Genomic DNA, 20186 nt, shown 5'->3' with positions numbered 1-20186 from the left:
CCCATGCTCGACATCCGCAATGTCAGCGTCCAGTACGGTGCCGGCGAAAGCGCCACCGTGGCGCTGTCCTGGGTCAACCTGACCATCGAGCCGGGCGAGTTCGTGGTGGCGCTGGGCGCGTCGGGCTGCGGCAAGACGACCCTGCTGTCCTGCATCGCCGGCTTCCTGCCGGTGACCGACGGGGACATCCTGCTCGACGGGAAGCCGGTCACCGGGCCGGGCGCCGACCGCGGCGTGGTGTTCCAGCGCCATGCCCTGATGCCCTGGCTGAACGTGGTCGAGAACGTCGCCTTCGGCCTCAGGATGCAGGGCATGGGCAAGGCCGAGCGGCTGGCGCGCGCCCGCAGCATGCTGGAGCTGGTCGGGCTGGCCGCCTTTGCCGACAAGAAGATCTACGAGCTGTCGGGCGGCATGCAGCAGCGCGTCGGCATCGCCCGCGCGCTGGCCGCCGACCCGCGCATGCTGCTGATGGACGAGCCGCTGGGGGCGCTCGACGCCTTCACCCGCGAACAGGTCCAGGAGCTGATCCTGAAGCTGTGGGCCGAGACGAAGAAGATGGCCTTCTTCATCACCCACGAGGTCGAGGAGGCGATCTTCCTCGCCACCAAGCTGATCATCATGACGCCGCGGCCGGGCCGGATCGCCAAGACCATCCCGCTGGACTTCAGCCGCCGCTTCCTCGCCGGGCAGGACGCGCGGGCGGTCAAGTCCTCCCCCGACTTCATCGCCATGCGCGAACAGGTGCTGGGCTTCATCCACGACCGCGACGAAGACCGGGGTGACGGACAGCTCAGCAAGGGAGAGGCCGCATGAAACCGACCGCGACGGACGCCGCCAAGCGCGAGGACAGCTTCGAGGGCATGCGCACCGGGCTGGTTCCGGCCCGCCGGATGCGCATGGCGATGCAGGGCTACCGGCCGAAGCCGGCGCTGATCAGCCTGCTCGCCATCCTGGCGGCGCTGGCGCTGTGGGCCGCCGTCACCAACCAGGGCCTGCTGAAGCCGCTGTTCCTGCCGAAGATCGGCACGGTTGTGCAGGCCTTCCTCGACGCCGCCGACGGGCGGATCGACGGCGCGCCGCTGACCGAGCATGTGCTGATGAGCCTGCTGCGGGTGGTCGGCGCCTTCCTGCTGGCGGCACTGATCGGCATCCCGGTGGGGCTGGCCACCGGCCTCAGCCCGAGCCTGCGGGCGGCGCTCGACCCCTTCATCGAGTTCTACCGGCCGCTGCCGCCGCTGGCCTACCTGCCGCTGGTGATCATCTGGTTCGGCATCGGCGAGACGTCGAAGGTGCTGCTGATCTTCCTCGCCTGCTTCGCGCCGGTGGCGCTGGCGGCCCGCGCCGGCGTGTCGGCGGCGGCGGCCGACCAGGTCAATGCCGCGCGGGCGCTCGGCGCCAGCCGCACCCAGGTGGTGCTGCACGTGGTGCTGCCGGCCGCCCTGCCCGACATCCTGGTCGGCCTGCGGATCGGCATGGGGGTGGGCTGGACGACGCTGGTCGCCGCCGAGATGGTCGCCGCCTCGACCGGCATCGGCCAGATGGTGCTCAACGCCTCGAACTTCCTGCGCACCGACATCGTGCTGATGGGGATCTTCGTGATCGGCTTCTTCGCGGCGATCTTCGAATTCGGCATGCGCTGGCTGGAACGCCGGCTGGTGCCGTGGAAGGGGAAGGTCTGAGGGCGGATTGCGCCGACGCTGGCACTCCTGCCGGTTACCCCCTCCCTAACCCTCCCCCGCGTTCGGACCGACCTTCGGTCGGCCGAGGCGGGAGAGGGGATTGGCTCCTGGAACACTGCTCATGTCCATGGTCCTCTTCGGGGGCGTGACCTTCGTCGCCGCCGCGTTCCGCGGGGTGACCGGGTTCGGGTACGCCCTGATCGCGGCGCTGGGGCTGCTGCTGCTGCCGTCGCCGACGGCCGGCGTCCCCTTCATCCTGGTCGCCGACCTGATGCTCACCGCCTTCCTGCTGCTCGACCGCGACCAGGGGGCGGTCGACTGGACGGTAACGCGGCGGCTGCTGGCGGGGGGCTTCGCCGGGGCGCTGTGCGGCAGCCTGCTGGCGGTGCAGCTCGACGAGGCGACGTCGAAGCTGCTGGTCGCGGTGGCCATCTTCGCGGCGGCCTGCGTCGCCCTGGTCCGCCGGCCGCCGTCCTGGCTGGCCCACCGCAGCTTCGGCGCGGTGATCGCCTTCGTCGTGGGCGGGCTGCTCGCCGCCTTCGCGGTCGGCGGGCCGCTGATGGCGGCGTGGCTGCTGGCCGGCGGGCGGGACCGGCGGACCATCAAGGGGACGCTGGCGGTGTTCTTCGGTGCGGTCGATGCGCTGAGCCTGGTCGGCCGCGGGCTGCTGGGGGCGCTGGACGCCGAGGTGATCGGGCTGCTCGCCGCCTTCACCCTGCCGACGCTGGCCGGCTTCGCCGCCGGGCGCCTGCTCGCCTCGCGCCTCGGCTTCGACGCCTGGCGGCGGCTTGCTTCCGGCGGACTGCTGGCCGTCGCGATTGGCGGGCTGATCCAGGCCGGCTTTGCGCTTAAAGTCGGCTTCCTTCAGCATTGACGCCAACCACGAAGCCAATCACCAAGAAAGACACCACCATGCCGAACATCGCAATCGTCACCGGCGCCACTTCGGGTTTCGGCGACGCCATCGCCCGCAGCCTGGTCGCCGACGGCTGGCGGATCATCGCCACCGGCCGCCGCCGCGACCGGCTCGACGCCCTGGTGGAGGCGCTCGGCGGCCCCGCCCATGTCCATCCGCTGTGCTTCGACATCCGCGACGAGGCGGCGACCGCCGCGGCGCTGCAGTCGCTGCCGGAGGAGTTCCGCGCCATCTCGCTGCTGGTCAACAACGCCGGGCTGGCGCTCGGCACCGGGGCGGCGCAGGACTGCGACCTCGATCAGTGGAAGACGATGATCGACACCAACGTCACCGGACTGGTGACGATCACGCGCCTGCTGCTCGACCGCCTGATCGCCAGCCGCGGCCTGATCGTCAACCTGGCGTCGGTCGCCTCCAACTGGCCCTATCCCGGCGGCAACGTCTACGGCGCCACAAAGGCCTTCGTGAAGCAGTTCTCGCTCGGCCTGCGCTGCGACCTGTCGGCCCAGGGCGTGCGGGTGACCTCGATCGAGCCCGGCCTGTCGGAGAGCGAGTTCACCCTGGTGCGCACCGGCGGCGACAAGGCGGCCTATGACGCGCTCTATGCCGGCGCCAACCCGCTGCAGCCGGAGGACATCGCCGAGACGGTGCGCTGGGTGGCCTCGCTGCCGCCGCACGTCAACATCAACAGCCTTGAGATCATGCCGGTCAGCCAGTCCTGGTCGCCGTTCCGCATCCACCGCGAGACGCCGGCCTGAGGCGGGCGGCCGCCCTCCCCCAGCCCTGCACACCCGAGGAGAAGACCGATGGATGACATCCTTCGGACCAACGACATCCGCCACGTCATCGAAGCCGACCGTGCCCATGTCTGGCACCACCTGACCCAGCACAAGGGCTTCGAGACCAGCGATCCGCGGATCTTCGTGGACGGCAAGGGGATGCGGCTGTGGGACGCCGCCGGACGCGAGTATCTCGACGCGGTGTCCGGCGGCGTGTGGACGGTCAATGTCGGCTACGGCCGGGCCAGCATCGCCGACGCGGTGCGCGACCAGTTGGTCCGGCTCAACTACTTCGCCAACTCCGCCGGGTCGATCGCCGGCGCCCGCTTCGCCGAGAAGCTGATCGCCAAGATGCCGGGCATGAGCCGGATCTACTATTCCAACTCCGGCTCGGAGGCGAACGAGAAGGTGTTCAAGATGGTGCGCCAGATCGCGCACCGGCACCACGGCGGCCGCAAGTGGAAGATCCTCTACCGCGAGCGCGACTATCACGGCACCACGCTGGGCACGCTGGCCGCCGCCGGGCAGGCGCAGCGCCGCGAGCAGTTCGGCCCCTTCCCCGACGGCTTCGTCGAGGTGCCGCACTGCCTGGAATACCGCAGCCAGTACGGCGCGGTGGAGAATTACGGCGAGATGGCCGCCGACGCCATCGAGGCGGTGATCCTGCGCGAGGGTCCCGACAGCATCGGCGCGCTGTGCCTGGAGCCGATCACCGCCGGCGGCGGCGTCATCACCCCGCCCAAGGGCTATTGGGAGAAGGTGCAGGACATCTGCCGCCGCCACGACGTGCTGCTGCACATCGACGAGGTGGTCTGCGGCGTCGGCCGCACCGGGACATGGTTCGGCTACCAGCATTACGGCGTCCAGCCCGACTTCGTCACCATGGCCAAGGGGGTGGCGTCGGGCTATGCCGCCATCTCCTGCACCGCGACGACCGAGCGGATCTTCGAGCTGTTCAAGGACGACCCGGCCGACCCGCTATCCTTCTTCCGCGACATCTCGACCTTCGGCGGCTGCGTCGCCGGCCCGGCGGCGGCGCTGGAGAACATGCGGATCATCGAGGACGAGGGGCTGCTCGACAACACGGCGAGGATGGGCGAGCGGCTGCTGGCCGGCCTGTGGGGGCTGGCGGACCGCCACGCCGCCGTCGGTGACGTCCGCGGCAAGGGGCTGTTCTGCGGGGTGGAACTGGTGCAGGACCGCGACGGCAAGGAGCCGGCCGAGGAGCAGCGGGTGCAGGCGGTGATCGCCGACTGCATGGCGCAGGGCGTCATCATCGGCGCCACCAACCGCTCGATTCCCGGCCTGAACAACACGCTGTGCCTCAGCCCCGCCCTGATCGCCACGCCGGACGACATCGACCGCATCGTCGAGGCGATCGACGGCGCCTTGGCGCGGGTGTTCGGCTGAAGCTCGGGGCCAGGCGGCCGGTGAAGTTGGCGGCGGCTGAAAGGCCGCCGTCACCGCAGGGACGGGTAATCGGTGTAGCCGGCGGCGCCACCGCCGAAGAAGCTGGCCTGGTCGGGGGTGTTCAGCGGCGCGCCGGCGCGGAAGCGGGCCGGCAGGTCGGGGTTGGCGATGAAGGACCGGCCGAAGGCGACGGCGTCGGCCCGGCCGTCGGCCAGCGCCGCCTGTGCCCGTGGGAGGTCGTAGCCGCCGGCGCGGATCAGCGTGCCCTTGTGGAGCTGGCGCATCATGCGCATCACCGCGTCCCAGCGCGGGTCGCGCCGGTCGTCCAGCACGGTGCCGACGATCTCCGGTTCGACCAGGTGGAGATAGGCGAGGCCGCGGACGTTCAGCTCGCCGGCGATCAGGCCGTAGGTTTCCTCGGGCGTGTCGTCGCCCATCCCCATGAAACGCCCCATCGGGGTCAGGCGCACACCGACGCGCGACGGGCCGACGGCGGCGGCGACGGCGTCCACCACCTCCAGCAGCAGACGCGCGCGGTTGAGCGGGCTGCCGCCATAGGCGTCGGTCCGCCGGTTGCTGGCGCTGTTGATGAACTGGTCGATCAGATAGCCGTTGCCGGCGTGGATCTCGACCCCGTCCATGCCGGCGGCGACGGCATTGCGCGCCGCCGCGACATAGTCGTACAGGATGTCGGCGATCTCCGGCCGGGTCAGCGCCCGCGGCACCGGCACGTCGCTCCACACGCCCTGGCCGGCCTCGTCGACGATGAAGGTCTTGCCCGGCACCGGCAGCGCGCTCGGCGCCACCGGCAGGGCGCCGCCCGGCTGGAAGCTGGGATGCGACACGCGGCCGACGTGCCAGAGCTGCAGGACCATGCGGCCGCCGGCGCCATGCACGGCATCCGCCACCGCCCGCCATCCCGCCACCTGCGCCTCGTCGTGGATGCCGGGCGTCCAGGCATAGCCCTGGCCCTGCTGGGAAATCTGTGTCGCCTCGCTGACGATCAGGCCGGCGGTGGCGCGCTGGCGGTAGTATTCGGCGGTCATGGCCGTCGGCACGTTGCCCGCCCCGGCGCGCGAGCGGGTCAGCGGAGCCATGATGATGCGGTTGGGAAGCTCCAGCGCACCGGCGCGGAGCGGGGAGAACAGGGACGGCATCGCTCGGGTCCTCGTTTGCGTCGATCAGGATCGGATGCAGCGAGGATGGCCCGTCCGGAGCCGCCGGATAATCAGGGGATTCCGGCGATCATCTTTGCGCCACCCGCAACGACGGCCCAACAGCGGCCCAGCAGCGGCGCAGCGACGATACAGCGGCGGTGCGATCGCCGCTTCAGGCGGAGCGGTCCCAATGGGGTGGCGAGCCGAAGCGGGCCAGCAGGAAATCCACGAAGGCGCGCACCGTGCGCGAGCCTTTCCGGCTGGGCAGGTAGAGTGCATGGATGCCGCCGCCCCCTGCACCGCCGCCACTGCCGGACCCGGCGCCGGGATCCGCCGTCCAGCCCGGCAGCAGCGGCGTCAGGCGTCCCGCCTCGATGTCGGCGCCGACGAGCCAGCTCGGCATCAGGATCACCCCCATCCCGGCCAGTGCCGCATCGCGCAGCAGCATGGAGTTGTTGGCGCGGACCGGGCCGCTCACCGGGACGATCCGCTCGTCGCCGTCGCGGCCGAAGCGCCAGACCCGGCCGCCATGGCCGTAGGCGAAGCAGCAGCAGTCGTGGCGGGCGAGGTCGGCAGGCTCCTCCGGCAGCCCGCGTGCCGCGAGGTAGGCGGGGCTGGCGCAGGCGATCCTGCGCAGGGGCGCCAGCTTGCGGGCAACGAGGCTGCTGGCGTCGAGCGCGCCGATGCGGATGGCGACGTCGACCCGCTGCCCCACGAGATCCACCGGCTCGTCGGTCAGCATCAGCTCCAGCCTGATCGCCGGATGGTCGCGCAGGAAGTCCGGCAGCAGGGGCGACACATGCATCTGCGCGAAGGCGACGGGGAGCGACACGCGCAGCGTTCCGGCGGGCGGGCCGTCGCCGCCGGCGACGCCGCGGTTCGCCTCCTCCAGGTCGGCAAGGATGCGCAACGCCTGCTCGTGATAGGCGGCACCGGCGTCGGTCAGCGTGAGGCGCCGGGTGGAGCGGTTCAGCAGGACCGTACCCAGCCGCTCCTCCAGCGCGTCGACCTGGCGGGTCAGGGAGGAGGTCGACTGGCCGAGCTCACGGGCGGCGCGGGCGAAGGCGCCGCGTTCCACGACGGTGGTGAAGGCGGTCAACGCCGCGAAGAAGTCCATCATCCGGTTCCCTGCGAAGCCCAAGCCGTGCTGTCACTTGGTGCTGCACCGGCCCTGAAGCCACGGCATAACCGGCACCGCCGATGGTCGAGCTGGCAACCACGGGGGGGCTGGCCTCCTTCCAGGATGGGGCCGGACGGCAGCGGACATGGCGCGCGCCTCAACGTCCCGGGCTTGAATCTCCCCATGCCATGCCGGCCGGCCCGACCGCGCCACCGCCTGATCGATCCGGCGAGGACGGTACCGGCGATGGATGCGCGGTTACCGTCGGCCTGAGTGTTTGCAGGCAGCACACTCAAGCCGACGGAGGGCGGCTGCGACCCTACGCCAGGATCTCTTCGAGGCTGTGCATGAGGGCAGCGAGTTCCGCCGCCATGCCCGATCCCGCTGCGGCGCCAAGCTGCTGGCTGAAGGATGGTTTGCCAACCGGGAGAGGGAGGTCGAGGCCATCGTTGGCGGCACGACGGTCCGGAGCCTGCCCGTCAGGAGCCTGCCCGTCAGGAGCCTGCCCGTCAGGAGCCTGCCCGTCAGGAGTTTGCCCAGCGGGACCCTGGTCCTTGGGAGCCCCGTCATCGGGGGAAGGAAGCTGCTTATCCTGCCCGCCCTCCGGCGGCCCGTTGGACGGAGAGCGGTCCGGCCGCGCTTGCGGTGCACCGTCCGCCGGTGCGTCGGCAGCCGGTTCCGAGGGAGCTTGCTGGTCGCGGGCGCGGCGTGGGCCGTCCTCGCCCTCCTTCTTCTGCCCAACGCTGATGCGGAACTCCGTGACGGCCTGAGCGCCCATGTTGTCCCGGGCGAGCACCTTCACATTGACGGGCCGGTCGAGATCAGCGGGAGGCGTTCCGGTGAAGGTGCCGGTCGAGGCATCGAACTTCAACCAGACGGGCAGCGGCGAGCCGTCCGCCTGTGTCGCCTCCAGCTTCACGATCGCCTGGGGATCGGTGCTCTGGAAGGTGCCGGCCGGAATCGGGATGTTGTTCTGCTGCCCGGCGCTGATCACGCGGTCGCCGACCGTCCCGATGACGGACAGGCGCGGACCGTCCGGGGAAACGTCGGACGCAAGCACCACGCCGCGCGGCAGGTTGTTGCCCTGCGGCGTGCTGTCCAGGAAAGACAGCGGGTTCGTGAGGCCGCCGAAATCCCGCACCGGTGGCACCGCCGTCAGGGAGGCAACGGTGTTGGTGATCACCGCACCGGGGATGGCCGGCGTCGCGGTGCCACCATTCACGGCCGACAGGATCGGCGGAGCCACCGGCGGCCCGACCGGCGGAAGCGGCGGTTCGGCAGACGGTAGCGGCGGTTCGGCCGAAGTCGGAGACGGTGGCAGAACCGGCGGCGGTGGCGGAGACACCGGCGGCGACGGCAGAACCGGCGTTTCGGCAGGAGGCGGTGGCGGAGATACTGGCGGTTCGACCGAAGAAACCGGCGGCGATGGCGGTGGCGGGGATACCGGCGGCTCAATCGGAGACACCGGCGACGGGAGTACCGGCTCAACCGGAGGAGGAGGCGGCGGAGGCGAAGGCAGGTTGATCACCAGTTCAGCGCTCGTCGTATCCGGCGACGCGTTGCCGGCCGCGTCGGTTACCGTCGCGACCACGTCATAGGTCCCGCCGTTGGACAACGGCCCCAACACGCCGGAGGTGGGGGTGTCAGTGCCGAGATCGACACTCCACCTGCCGTTGCCATCCGGGACCACCGTGTAAGTGGCCCCGTTGACCATCACCGTCAGCACCTCGCCGGCCCCGACGGTCGCCGTACCGGTGATGGTCGGTGTCTGCGTACCACTGGTCTGCGGATTAACGGTCGGGGCGATGGGCGGCGTCAGATCGACCACAAGCTCGTTGGTGGTTGCGTCCGAGGCCGCGTTACCCGCTGCGTCGATTACCTTCGCCGTGACCGCGTAGGTCCCTTGAGTCAGCGCGCCGCCTTGCGGGATCGTCAGCGTCCAGCTTGTGCCGATCAGGACCAGATTGCCATCGCCGGCCGTGTAGGTGGTGCCGTTGACCTCGACCGTCAGCGTCTCGCCGGTGCCGACCGTCGCGGTGCCGGTAATCGCGGGTGTCGTGTCGTTCGTCGTCTGCGGAACCACCGTCGGAGCGACCGGCGGCGTGGTGTCGATGATCAACTCGCCGGTCGTGGTGTCCGAGGTCGCGTTGCCGGCCGCGTCGGTCACCGTCGCGACCACGTCATAGGTCCCACCGTCGGACAACGGCACCAATGCGCCGGAGGTCGGGGTGGCGGTGCCGAGATCGACGCTCCACTTGCCGTTGCCGTCCGGGACCACCGTGTAGGTGGCCCCGTTGACCACCACCGTCAGCACCTCGCCGGTCCCGACGGTCGCCGTGCCGGTGACGGTCGGCGTGGTGCTGTTCGCCGTCTTCGGAACCACCGTCGGCGCGGCCGGCGGCGTGGTGTCGATGATCAGTTCACTGGTCGTGGCGTCCGCAGTCGCGTTGCCCGCGGCGTCCTTCACCATCGCGGTGACCGAATAAGTCCCCTGCGCGAGCGCACGCCCTTGCGGGATCGTCAGCGTCCAGCTTGTGCCGGCCAGGACCAGGTTGCCGTCGCCCGCCGTATAGGTCGTGCCGTTGACCTCGACCGTCAGCACCTCACCGGTGCCGACCGTCGCGGTGCCGGTGATCGCAGGGGTGGTGCTGTTCGTTGTTTTCGGAACCACCGTCGGAGCGACCGGCGGCGTCAGATCGATTACAAGCTCGTTGGTGGTTGCGTCCGAGGTCGCATTGCCTGCCGCGTCGGTCACCTTCGCCGTCACCGCGTAGGTTCCCTGAGACAGCGCGCGCCCTTGCGGGATCGTCAGCGTCCAGTTGGTGCCGGTCAGGACCAGATTGCCGTCACCCGCCGTGTAGGTCGTGCCGTTGACCTCGACCGTCAGCACCTCGCCGGTGCCGACGGTCGCCGTGCCGGTGATCGCAGGCGTCGTGTCGTTCGTCGTCTGCGGAACCACCGTCGGAGCAGCGGGCGGCGTGGTGTCGATGATCAGCTCGCCGGTCGTCGCGTCCGAGGTCGCGTTGCCGGCTGCATCGGTCACCTTCGCGACCACGTCATAGGTCCCGCCGTCGGACAACGGCACCAATGCGCCGGAGGTCGGGATGGCGGTGCCGAGATCGACGCTCCACTTGCCGTTGCCGTCCGGGACCACCGTGTAGGTAGCCCCGTTGACCACCACCGTCAGCACCTCGCCGGTCCCGACGGTCGCCGTGCCGGTGATGGTCGGCGTGGTGCTGTTCGCCGTCTTCGGGACCACCGTCGGCGTGACCGGCGGCGTGGTGTCGATGACCAGTTCGTTGGTCGTGGCGTCCGAGGTCGCGTTGCCGGCCGCGTCGGTCACCTTCGCCGTCACCGCGTAGGTTCCCTGCGCGAGCTCGCGCCCTTGCGGGATCGTCAGCGTCCAGTTGGCGCCGGTCAGGACCAGGTTGCCGTCACCCACCGTGTAGGTGGTGCCGTTGACCTCGACCGTCAGCGTCTCACCGGTGCCGACCGTTGCCGTGCCGGTGATCGCAGGTGTCGTGTCGTTCGTCGTCTGCGGATTAACGGTCGGCGCAGCAGGCGGCGTGGTGTCGATGATCAGCTCGCCGGTGGTCGCGTCCGAGGTCGCATTGCCGGCCACGTCGGTCACCTTCGCCGTCACCGCGTAGGTTCCCTGCGTGAGCGCGCGCACTTGCGGGATCGTCAGCGTCCAGTTGGCGCCGGTCAGGACCAGGTTGCCGTCACCCACCGTATAGGTCGTACCGTTGACCTCGACCGTCAGCACCTCGCCGGTGCCGACGGTCGCCGTGCCGGTGATCGCAGGCGTCGTGTCGTTCGTCGTCTGCGGATTAACGGTCGGCGCAACAGGCGGCGTGGTGTCGATGATCAGCTCGCTGGTCGTCGCGTCCGAGGTCGCGTTGCCCGCCGCGTCCTTCACGGTCGCCGTCACCGCGTAGGTTCCCTGCGTGAGCGCACCACCCTGCGGGATCGTCAGCGTCCAGCTCGTACCGGTCAGGACCAGGTTTCCGTCGCCCACCGTGTAGGTGGTGCCGTTGACCTCGACCGTCAGCGTCTCACCGGTGCCGACCGTTGCCGTGCCGGTGATCGCAGGCGTCGTGTCGTTCGTCGTCTGCGGATTAACGGTCGGCGCAGCGGGCGGCGTGGTGTCGATGATCAGCTCGCCGGTCGTCGCGTCCGAGGTCGCGTTGCCGGCTGCATCGGTCACCGTCGCGACCACGTCATAGGTCCCGCCATCGGACAACGGCACCAATGCGCCGGAGGTCGGGATGGCGGTGCCGAGATCGACGCTCCACTTGCCGTTGCCGTCCGGGACCACCGTGTAGGTGGCCCCGTTGACCACCACCGTCAGCACCTCGCCGGTCCCGACGGTCGCCGTGCCGGTGACGGTCGGCGTGGTGCTGTTCGCCGTCTTCGGAACCACCGTCGGCACGGCCGGCGGCGTGGTGTCGATGATCAGTTCGCTGGTGGTCGCGTCCGAGGTCGTGTTGCCCGCTGCGTCGGTCACCTTCGCCGTCACCGCGTAGGTTCCCTGCGCGAGCGCACGCCCTTGCGGAATCGTCAGCGTCCAGCTTGTGCCGGCCAGGACCAGGTTGCCGTCGCCCGCCGTATAGGTCGTGCCGTTGACCTCGACCGTCAGCGTCTCGCCGGTGCCGACCGTCGCCGTGCCGGTGATCGCAGGGGTGGTGCTGTTCGTCGTTTTCGGAACCACCGTCGGCGCGGCCGGAGGCGTGGTGTCGATGATCAGTTCGTTGGTGGTTGCGTCCGAGGTCGCATTGCCTGCCGCGTCGGTCACCTTCGCCGTCACCGCGTAGGTTCCCTGAGACAGCGCGCGCCCTTGCGGGATCGTCAGCGTCCAGCTCGTACCGGTCAGGACCAGATTGCCGTCACCCACCGTGTAGGTCGTACCGTTGACCTCGACCGTCAGCACCTCGCCGGTGCCGACGGTCGCCGTGCCGGTGATCGCAGGCGTCGTGTCGTTCGTCGTCTGCGGGACCACCGTCGGCGCAGCGGGCGGCGTGGTGTCGATGACCAGCTCGCCGGTCGTCGCGTCCGAGGTCGCGTTGCCCGCCGCGTCCTTCACGGTCGCCGTAACCGCGTAGGTTCCCTGCGTGAGCGCACCACCCTGCGGGATCGTCAGCGTCCAGCTCGTACCGGTCAGGACCAGGTTTCCGTCGCCCACCGTGTAGGTGGTGCCGTTGACCTCGACCGTCAGCGTCTCGCCCGTGCCGACCGTCGCCGTGCCGGTGATCGCAGGGGTGGTGCTGTTCGTCGTCTTCGGAGCAACCGTCGGAGCGACTGGCGGCGTCAGATCGACCACAAGCTCGTTGGTGGTCGTGTCCGACGCGGCGTTGCCGGCCGCGTCGGTCACCTTCGCCGTCACCGCGTAGGTTCCCTGCGTGAGCGCGCGCCCTTGCGGGATCGTCAGCGTCCAGCTTGTGCCGGTCAGGACCAGGTTGCCGTCACCCGCCGTGTAGGTGGTGCCGTTGACCTCGACTGTCAGCACGTCGCCGGTCCCGACAGTCGCGGTGCCGGTGATCGCAGGTGTCGCGCTGTTCGTCGTCTTTGGAACAACCGTCGGCGTGGCCGGCGGCGTCCGGTCGATGATGTAGGTTTCGTCAACACCCGAGATCGTGGGGTCGGTCAAGCCGTTGCCGGCAAGGTCGGCGATCGTCGCGTCGGCCGCCAGGTCAAGGTTGAGGGTGCCGCTGGCAGAGGGGATTCCGCTGACGACGACGTCATAGACGCCGGGCGTCACTTCGGTCACCGAACCGATGGTGGCCCCCGGTGCGGCCGTACCGGAAAGGGCGAAATCGGCGATCTGCACGCCGGTGACCGCTTCGCTGAAGACGACGCGGAAGGTCACGCTGTTGGCGTTGGTCGTTTCGCCGGTCGGATTTTGGCGGGTGCTGCTCAGCACCACCGGCCGGGTGTTGTCGCCGACCACGGTGAGTTCGTTCGTGGTCTGGTCCACGATGTCGAGGTTCGGGCCGCCATAATGCCGCGTGACCTTGACATCGTAGGGGGTGCTGGAACTGGGCAGCGGCGTCGGAACCGTCAAGGTCCAGACCGTACCGTTGACGGTGACCTGATTATTGCCGGTGGTATAGGTGGTTCCGTTCACCGTGACGGACAGCGAGTCTCCGGAATTGTAGGCGCTGCCGACCGAACCCGTCAGGGTCGGAGTGCGGTTCGTGGTGGTGAGCCCGTTGACCGTCGGCGCGCTGTAGCTGGTGGCGGACGCGAAGCTGATGGCGCCGAACGCGGCACCATATTGGCGGGGGTTGGTGCCCGAATCGCCCGTCGCACCCATCTTGATCTGGATGCTGGAGACGTCGTTGAAATGGGTCTGCACGCGCCCAACGTCATTGACGGCCAGACCACCGTAGGGATTGCTGCCGCTTTTTGGCTGGAAGCGCAGGTTGCTGCCGGTGCCGGCGAGAGCCTGGAGATCGCTGGGCGACCCCAAGGTGAAGGAATCGAAGCCGCCATACTCGACCAGCTCGGGGCCGTCGATGTCGAGCGAGTTGTTGTAGAAATTCAGGAGCCTGATGGCATTGCCGTCGGTGTCCTTGAAGTCGATCTTGAAGGTGACGCCACCGTTCGCGGCCGTGGTCTTGATCTCCGGCGCAAACAGCTTGCTTCCGGCAATGTTCGCGTAGTTGTAGTCGCCTGGATTGTTGTTGTCGAGGGTCGAGAGCGTCGCGTTCGTGATGTCCGACAGCGTGACGAAGGCATCGACCTGGACGCCGTTGAACGTGAGCACATTGGTGTATTTGTAGACGGCGCCTTGTGTCAGGGCGGTCCCGGATACCAGCGTGGGCGTGCCGGAGAAGTCCAGCAGATTGCCGCCGGTGTCCAGCGGGGCACGTTCGACCGTCAGCGTGTCATTGTCGGAGATGGCGGCGCTCGTGTCGAGTTGGGTGCCATCGGCCGCTTTGATGACCGCGTCCTTGGCGATCTGAAGCTGCAGGGTGCCGGGCGTGGTGGGCGTCACCTGGACCGTGAAGATGCCGGCGCTGACTTCTGTGATGGTGCCGATGCTGAGGCCGGACGTGCCGGCGTTTCTGAAGTCGGAGGCATCGACCGTAGAGGCGTCGATGTCCTTGCTGAAGACCACCGTATAGGCCAGCGGCTTGGCTGCCGAAACGACGTTGTCGGAATCGCCGTCCTCGATGCTGACGACCGTCGGGTTGGCCAGGAGATGCGAATAGCCGGCGTCGGCCATCGTCCTGGTCTCGACCGTGCCGCTCTGCCGCTCCAGCACCCAGTTGCCGCCGAGCGCCGCGGCACCCGTGCCGTCGGCCGAGGCCGCCACGTCGGTGCCGGTCGCGGCGGCGAGGCTGTCGATGAAGGCCTGCCCGGCCGTCCCCTTCCCGACGTCGCAGCCATAGAGAAGGATGTCGCCGCCGGGTGCCATCGCGGCGCCGATGGCGGCGAGGTCCTGCTGGTGGGCGCCGAGGGTGGCGGTGCTGATCGTGCTGTTGCCGAGCGCGAAGGACGCCTGGCTGCCGTGCGACAGGATGTGGAGGCCGGTGACGCCCTGCCGGGTCGCCATGACCTCGGCGATCTGGCTGAGCCCGTCGCGCGCGGCGTCCAGCACGAAGACCTGTGCGCCCGCAGGTGCGTTCCGGCTCAGTTCCTCATGATCGGCGGCCTTCGCATCGACGAAGACGATTTCCTTCGCCGCGGCCTGCTGGTCCGGGTGAGCCTCGCCGGCGAGCGCCGCCAGCATGTGATGATCGGCGGCGGCCGGTTCCGCGGCCGGAAGGGCCGCATCCTTCGCCGCGCTTTGGGCTGCGTCCTGAGCCGTCGCCACGCCGGCGGCATCGAACAGGAAGCGTGGCTCCAGGGCCATGGCCAATCCGTCCGCCATGCCACCCGCAGTCGGGCGAGCACCGTTCGTCGGGCCGTTCCCTGCGACACGCCTCACAATACCCATTTCGCCCTCCATGATGACCACGCGCAAGAAGGCTCGCCCGAGCTCGGCCTGTGCACTTTCAGCCCACGCATACGCGCGCATCAAGGGCTTCACAACCAAAATTTTTCTTACTTTTCGCGTTTCTTAACTGTCAATTTGCTACAATCTGCGACATTCTGTCAGCGATTTACTCCCATCGCTATTGGGCTGAAGTGAGATTTCATTATCTGCAGCAATTTGCAACCATATGGGACATGAAATACCTGAAAATATCGAATCTTCCTCAGTCGAATTGCGGTTCGGTCATCAAAAAAACAGATGGTTTCAAACTATAACTTCCAAATCCCTGATTAAGCGTTCAGAAACTTGACGAATCTGATCCGTCGCCAGCTTCACAGAAGACACAGTCATCCTGCCTTATCATCACGGCATGCGATATGCCCTTGATCTTTTCGGGATATCCTATAGGGAGATGCCCGCTTGTTCTTGGGCAGTGGCCTGCAAAGGGGATGACGATGGCAAGGAGCGGAAAGCGCCGCCTGCGGTTGGGTGCGTCACATCTGGTGATGGTTGCATTGGCGGCGGCCGTATCGGCCTGTTCCGTGACGCCGGAACCACTGACGGTCGATCAACAGATGGCACAGGTCACGCAGGATCGCTCCCGCCTCTTCGTCGACCAGGAACCGGTTACCGGCCCGATCACCATGGCCGAGGCGATGGCGCGCGCCATCAAGTACAATCTCGATTCCCGTCAGGCGCTGATGGAAGAGATGCTGCAAAGCCGGCAGCTCGACGTCACCACATACGACATGCTGCCGCGCATGGCGGCCAGTGCCGGCTTCATCACGCGCAGCCCGGCGAACGAGACGTACAGCCGCAACACCATCACCGACTTCCGCTCGATCGACCCGGCCATCAGCCAGGACAAGAACCGCTTCGTCGCCGATCTCGGCCTGACCTGGAACATCCTCGATTTCGGCGTCAGCTACTACCAGGCGCACCAGCAGGCCAACCGCGTGCTGATCGCGCACGAGCGGCGCCGCCGGCTGGTCAACTCGATCATCCAGCAGGTGCGCGGCGCCTTCTGGCTGGCCGTCGGAAGCGAGCGGATGCTGGGCGAGATCGACGCGCTGCTGGTCGAAGCGCGCCAGGCGCTGCAGGATGCCGCGTCCGTCGAGCAGCAGCGGCTGCGCCCGCCCCTGGAGGCGCTGCGTTATCAAAAGGGCCTGATCGAGATCATCCGCCAGTTGGAGACGGTCCAGCAGGACCTCGCCATCTCCAAGGCGCAGCTTGCGGCCCTGATGAACGTGCCGCTCGGCCAGCCCTTCACCCTCGCCCTGCCCGAGGGCTTCAAGCAGGACATCCCGCAGATCACCGTCCCGGTCGACCGGCTGGAGACGATGGCGCTGCTGAACCGTCCGGAAATGCGCGAGGAGCAGTATCAGCGGCGCATCAACTCGGTCGAGGTGCGCAAGGCGATGCTGCGGATGCTGCCGGGCATCTCCTTCAACCCGTCGCTGAACTACGACAGCAACTCCTACCTGATCAACAACGCCTGGGCCGAGGCCGGCGCCCGGGTGACGCTGAACCTGTTCAGCATCATTTCCGGCCCCGCCAACATCCGCGCCGCCGAGGCGCAGGTGGAGGCCGGCGACTTCCGGCGCCTGGCGCTCAGCATGGCGACGGTGACGCAGGTCCACGTCGCCATGCAGCAGTACCAGCGCGGCCGCACGACCTTCGAGCGCGCCGTCCAGCTCGAATCGATCGAGAAGCGCATCAACGAGAATGTGCAGAAGGCCGCCGCCTCCGACGCCGAGTCGCCGCTGGAGCGCATCCGGGCCAAGGCCGCGGCGCTGGGCTCCCAGTTGGCGCGCGACCGCGCCTATGCCGAGCTGCAGAACGCGGTGTCGAGCCTCTACGTCTCGCTCGGCCTCGATCCGGTGCCGGAAACCGTTCAGAGCCAGGACATCAGGGGCCTGACCGCGGGGCTGACCCCGGTGGTCGCCAATTGGACGGCCGGCCGCATCCCGCTGGACAGCCTGCCGGCCGAGGCGCCGCAGCCTCCGGCCGCGGAGCTGCCGGCGGAAGGACCCGCCAAGGAGGACCCCGCCAAGGACGGCGGCACCCCGGTGGCCGCCGGCCCCGCGCCGACGTCCGCCGTGACGAAGGTGCTCGCCAGCGCGGAACCGCTGTCATGATGGCGCGGCGCCTGGCGGGGGCCGGCCTGACCGCTCTGCTCGTCCTCGGCGGCGCCGCACAAGCCCAGACGGCTGAGGGCGCGCATCCCGAGATCCGCGCGCAACTCAGCCCGGTCCGCAGCACCATCCTGTCGGCCGAGATCCCCGGAGGGATCAGCGAACTGACGGTGCGGGAAGGCGACCGGTTCACCGCCGGACAGAAACTGGTGACCCTGGACTGCCGGCTGCACAAGGCCCGGCTCGACAAGGCGCTGGCGCAGCAGGAGCAGGCCCGCAAGACCTACAATGTCCAGGCCCGGCTGGACAAGCTCGGCTCCAACAGCGCGCTGGAGTTCCAGACCGCCGCGGCCCAGCTCGCCGTCGCGGAGGCCGAGGTGGCGATGAACCGGACGATCGCCACCTATTGCGTCATCACCGCCCCCTTCGACGGGCGCGTCGTGGAGCTGAAGGCCAGGGCCCACCAGTATGTCGGCGAAGGCCACGAGCTGATGGAAATCCTCGACGACCGCGAGCTGGAGGTTGAACTGGCCGTACCGTCGAACTGGCTGCTGTGGCTGCGCCAGGGCACCGCCTTCACGCTGCGGCTGGACGAGACGGGCAAGGAATATGCCGCCAGGATCGGCCGGATGGGATCGCGCATCGATGCCGTCAGCCAGACCATCAAGGTGTTCGGCACGGTGACCGGCGGCAGCTTCCCCGAGCTGATCGCCGGCATGAGCGGCACCGCCGTCTTCGTCCCGCCCCGCTGAAGCGGGATCCGCCCTGCCTCGAAGTCCGGACGGGGCGGAAGGCTCAGGTCTTCCGCCCCTTTTCCTTTCCTGACCTCACCGCCGGTCAGAAGCCGCTTTCACGGACCACCACGCCGACCGTGCTGCGCCAGAGCCGGACGGCCGGGCTTTCCCGCTCGCCGTCCAGGTCCACCATGCCCCGCTCGACCCGCGCCGGGGCGGGCAGCGCCCCGTCCGCGCGCAGGAGGATGCGGTAGACCGGCGCCTCCGGCACCAGGGTGTTCTCGCGGCCGAGATGCGTCGGCACCAGCCCGCCGTAGGTGGAGGCGAGCGACGGCTCGGTCAGGATGCGGCTGCTCGCGGCGGCGATTGCGATCACCTCGGCGGGAACCGCCGGGCCGGCCGGGTCGTCGGACAGGAAGCGCCCCTTCGTGCCCACGGCGATCCGGCGCAGATTCTCTTCGGGCACATAGGCCTCGATCACGCTGCCGCGCGGATCGAGCAGCGTCGCGAGGGCGGTTCCCTCCTTCATCCATTCGCCTGTGGCCAGCGGGTCGGTGACGTCGACCAGCACGCCGGCGAAGGGCGCCCTGACCTGCAGCCGCGCCGTCTCGTCCCGGAGGGCGGCCAGCTTGGCCTGCGCCTCCTCCAGCTCCCTCCAGGTCGAGCGGCTGGATTCCAGCAGTTCCGGGCTCAGATTCTGCACCTGGACGCGGCCCTGCAGCGTCTCCACCTGCCGCTCGGCCTGCGCCAGCTCATGGTCGAGATCGGGGGACTCCAGCCGGAAGAGCCGGTCGCCCTCCGCCACCGTGCCGCCGGCCCGGGCGTCGATCCCGGCCAGCCGGGCGTTGGCGGGAACGAAGAGATGGGTCTGCCGTTCCGCGCGCAGGATCGCCGGCGCGGAGACGCCGCCGCTCCAGGGCACGAGCAAGGCCGCCAGACCGGCGGCGAGCAGGAGCGCGCTCGCGAGCAGGTTGGGCGTGACGCGATGGCCGCCGGGACGCCTGAACCATCCGCGCAGTTCGGTGGCGACCGGCTTGGCGATGAACCACCAGATCTCGACCGCCATCAGGAACACCCCGAGCACTTTGAAGAACAGGTGGTAGACGAGCAGCGAGATGCCGAGGAACAGGAAGAAACGGTAGACCCAGGTGGCGTAGGCATAGAGCAGCAGCACCCGTCCCCGCCCCGGTGCCCAGCGTTCCGGCGGCGGATCGCCGAAGCCGAACAGCAGCTCGCGCAGCCGCCAGCGCGCCAGCGCGAAGGCCCGCTCCTGCAGGTTCGGCACGTCCAGCAGGTCCGACAGCAGGAAGTAACCGTCGAACCGCATCAGCGGGTTGAGGTTGACCAGCACCGTCAGCACCCAGGTCGAGGTGGCGAGCAGGAAGGCGGCGCTGCGCGCCGGCCCGTCCGGCAGGAAGCTCCACGCCAGCGTGGCATAGGCGGCCAGCACCAGCTCCGCCGCGATGCCGGCCACCCCGATCGACAGGCGCTGGCGGCGCGACGGCAGCTTCCAGGCCTCGCTGACGTCGGTGTAGAGCACCGGCCAGAGCACCAGGAACATCACCCCCATGGTCGGCACGCGGCAGCCGTAGCGCTTGGCGGTGTAGGCATGGCCGAACTCGTGCAGCAGCTTGGCGCCGCCGAGCGCACAGCCGGCGAGCAGCGCGCCTTCCAGCGAGAAGAAATGGAGGAAGGTGGTGCGGAAGGCGTCCCACTGCCGCAGCGCCAGATAGCCGCCGGTGAGCGCCGCCAGGACGGTGACCGCCAGGAAGAACCGCGTGAACAGGAGCTTCGCCAGCGGCAGGGTGGCGTTGAGAAAGCCGTCCGGGCGCAGCACGGGAATGCGGAAGGACAGGTAGGTCTTCAGCAGCCACATCAGCCAATGGGGACGCTGCGCGTCCGCCAGGGCCTTGAGCCGGCCGAGGGCGCTGGTGCCCAGGGCCTGGAGGAGACCCTGCGACCACAGGAAACGGGCCAGGGCCTCCACCTGCGCCGGGGTGGCGGCGATGGTCGTCTCCCGCGACACCGCCGCCGCGATGGCGGCGGGCTCGGCAAGGTGCCAGCGCGACAGCATCTCCAGCTCGGGCCAGCCGATGCGGAAGAAGCGGTTGCGGGAGGGATCGTGCAGCGTCCAGGTCGGGGCGCCGTCCGATGTCGGCGGCCCGGCATGCAGCGCCAGTTCCTCGCGCAGCGGCGGCAGGCGCGGAACGGGCATTGCCGGAGAGGGCGCCGGCGGGCCGGCGGGTCTGGCGGCGGCCGCTCCCGCACCGGGCAG

11 protein-coding genes are annotated in these 20186 nt (G+C 69.1%); 7 read left to right on the top strand and 4 right to left on the bottom strand.

Annotated features, from left to right (window positions below):
• Positions 1-3: 3 nt before the first annotated feature.
• The 5 genes from tauB to J2850_RS22765 all read left to right on the top strand — a co-directional run bounded on the left by tauB (position 4) and on the right by J2850_RS22765 (position 4784).
• Positions 4-813: a taurine ABC transporter ATP-binding subunit gene (gene tauB, locus J2850_RS22785; protein WP_209986742.1), complete on the top strand. Its 810-nt coding sequence runs from the start codon at positions 4-6 to the stop codon at positions 811-813.
• Positions 810-1679, top strand: coding sequence for an ABC transporter permease subunit (locus J2850_RS22780; protein WP_246513382.1), 870 nt, complete (start codon positions 810-812; stop codon positions 1677-1679). The genes tauB and J2850_RS22780 overlap by 4 nt, the downstream gene beginning before the upstream one ends.
• A 121-nt stretch (positions 1680-1800) precedes the next feature.
• Complete coding sequence (locus J2850_RS22775) at positions 1801-2553, top strand: sulfite exporter TauE/SafE family protein (RefSeq protein WP_209986740.1); 753 nt, start codon at positions 1801-1803, stop codon at positions 2551-2553.
• Between the two features lie 38 nt (positions 2554-2591).
• Positions 2592-3353 (top strand): SDR family NAD(P)-dependent oxidoreductase, encoded by a 762-nt coding sequence (locus tag J2850_RS22770; protein ID WP_209986738.1) that lies wholly within the window; start codon positions 2592-2594, stop codon positions 3351-3353.
• 48 nt (positions 3354-3401) lie between these two features.
• Positions 3402-4784, top strand: a complete 1383-nt coding sequence (locus tag J2850_RS22765) for an aminotransferase family protein (RefSeq protein WP_209986735.1) — start codon at positions 3402-3404, stop codon at positions 4782-4784.
• Between the two features lie 50 nt (positions 4785-4834).
• On the opposite strand, the gene J2850_RS22760 is transcribed toward J2850_RS22765, so the two are convergent.
• The 3 genes from J2850_RS22760 to J2850_RS22750 all read right to left on the bottom strand — a co-directional run bounded on the left by J2850_RS22760 (position 4835) and on the right by J2850_RS22750 (position 14919).
• Positions 4835-5941, bottom strand: a complete 1107-nt coding sequence (locus tag J2850_RS22760) for an alkene reductase (protein ID WP_209986733.1) — start codon at positions 5939-5941, stop codon at positions 4835-4837.
• Positions 5942-6113: 172 nt separating this feature from the next.
• Positions 6114-7061 carry a LysR family transcriptional regulator gene (locus J2850_RS22755; protein ID WP_209986731.1) on the bottom strand — a complete coding sequence of 316 codons (948 nt, stop codon included), beginning with the start codon at positions 7059-7061 and terminating at the stop codon, positions 6114-6116.
• Positions 7062-7380: 319 nt separating this feature from the next.
• A complete protein-coding gene (locus J2850_RS22750) occupies positions 7381-14919 on the bottom strand; it encodes an Ig-like domain-containing protein (protein WP_209986729.1) in 7539 nt (2512 codons plus the stop codon).
• Positions 14920-15617: 698 nt separating this feature from the next.
• On the opposite strand from J2850_RS22750, the gene J2850_RS22745 reads away from it, so the two are divergent.
• Positions 15618-17180, top strand: coding sequence for a TolC family protein (locus J2850_RS22745; protein WP_209986727.1), 1563 nt, complete (start codon positions 15618-15620; stop codon positions 17178-17180).
• Positions 17177-17929 (top strand): efflux RND transporter periplasmic adaptor subunit, encoded by a 753-nt coding sequence (locus J2850_RS22740; RefSeq protein WP_246513380.1) that lies wholly within the window; start codon positions 17177-17179, stop codon positions 17927-17929. Before J2850_RS22745 ends, J2850_RS22740 begins: the two co-directional genes overlap by 4 nt.
• 85 nt (positions 17930-18014) lie before the next feature.
• Here J2850_RS22740 and J2850_RS22735 read toward each other — a convergent pair whose 3' ends face one another.
• Positions 18015-20126, bottom strand: coding sequence for a site-2 protease family protein (locus J2850_RS22735; protein ID WP_209986725.1), 2112 nt, complete (start codon positions 20124-20126; stop codon positions 18015-18017).
• Between the last annotated feature and the right edge of the window lie 60 nt (positions 20127-20186).

This window comes from Azospirillum picis (assembly GCF_017876115.1).
Lineage (GTDB): Bacteria > Pseudomonadota > Alphaproteobacteria > Azospirillales > Azospirillaceae > Azospirillum > Azospirillum picis.
The sequence above is the reverse complement of the archived record's forward strand: the minus strand, read 5'-3'. Positions and strand labels throughout refer to the sequence as shown.

Excerpts from the sequence above, each read along its gene's own strand:
- J2850_RS22750 (WP_209986729.1), bottom strand. The coding sequence starts at position 14,919 with ATGGCCCTGGAGCCACGCTTCCTGTTCGATGCCGCCGGCGTGGCGACG.
- J2850_RS22745 (WP_209986727.1), top strand. The coding sequence starts at position 15,618 with ATGGCACAGGTCACGCAGGATCGCTCCCGCCTCTTCGTCGACCAGGAA.
- tauB (WP_209986742.1), top strand. The coding sequence starts at position 4 with ATGCTCGACATCCGCAATGTCAGCGTCCAGTACGGTGCCGGCGAAAGC.
- J2850_RS22765 (WP_209986735.1), top strand. The coding sequence starts at position 3,402 with ATGGATGACATCCTTCGGACCAACGACATCCGCCACGTCATCGAAGCC.
- J2850_RS22760 (WP_209986733.1), bottom strand. The coding sequence starts at position 5,941 with ATGCCGTCCCTGTTCTCCCCGCTCCGCGCCGGTGCGCTGGAGCTTCCC.
- J2850_RS22755 (WP_209986731.1), bottom strand. The coding sequence starts at position 7,061 with ATGATGGACTTCTTCGCGGCGTTGACCGCCTTCACCACCGTCGTGGAA.
- J2850_RS22770 (WP_209986738.1), top strand. The coding sequence starts at position 2,592 with ATGCCGAACATCGCAATCGTCACCGGCGCCACTTCGGGTTTCGGCGAC.
- J2850_RS22740 (WP_246513380.1), top strand. The coding sequence starts at position 17,177 with ATGATGGCGCGGCGCCTGGCGGGGGCCGGCCTGACCGCTCTGCTCGTC.
- J2850_RS22780 (WP_246513382.1), top strand. The coding sequence starts at position 810 with ATGAAACCGACCGCGACGGACGCCGCCAAGCGCGAGGACAGCTTCGAG.
- J2850_RS22775 (WP_209986740.1), top strand. The coding sequence starts at position 1,801 with ATGTCCATGGTCCTCTTCGGGGGCGTGACCTTCGTCGCCGCCGCGTTC.
- J2850_RS22735 (WP_209986725.1), bottom strand. The coding sequence starts at position 20,126 with ATGCCCGTTCCGCGCCTGCCGCCGCTGCGCGAGGAACTGGCGCTGCAT.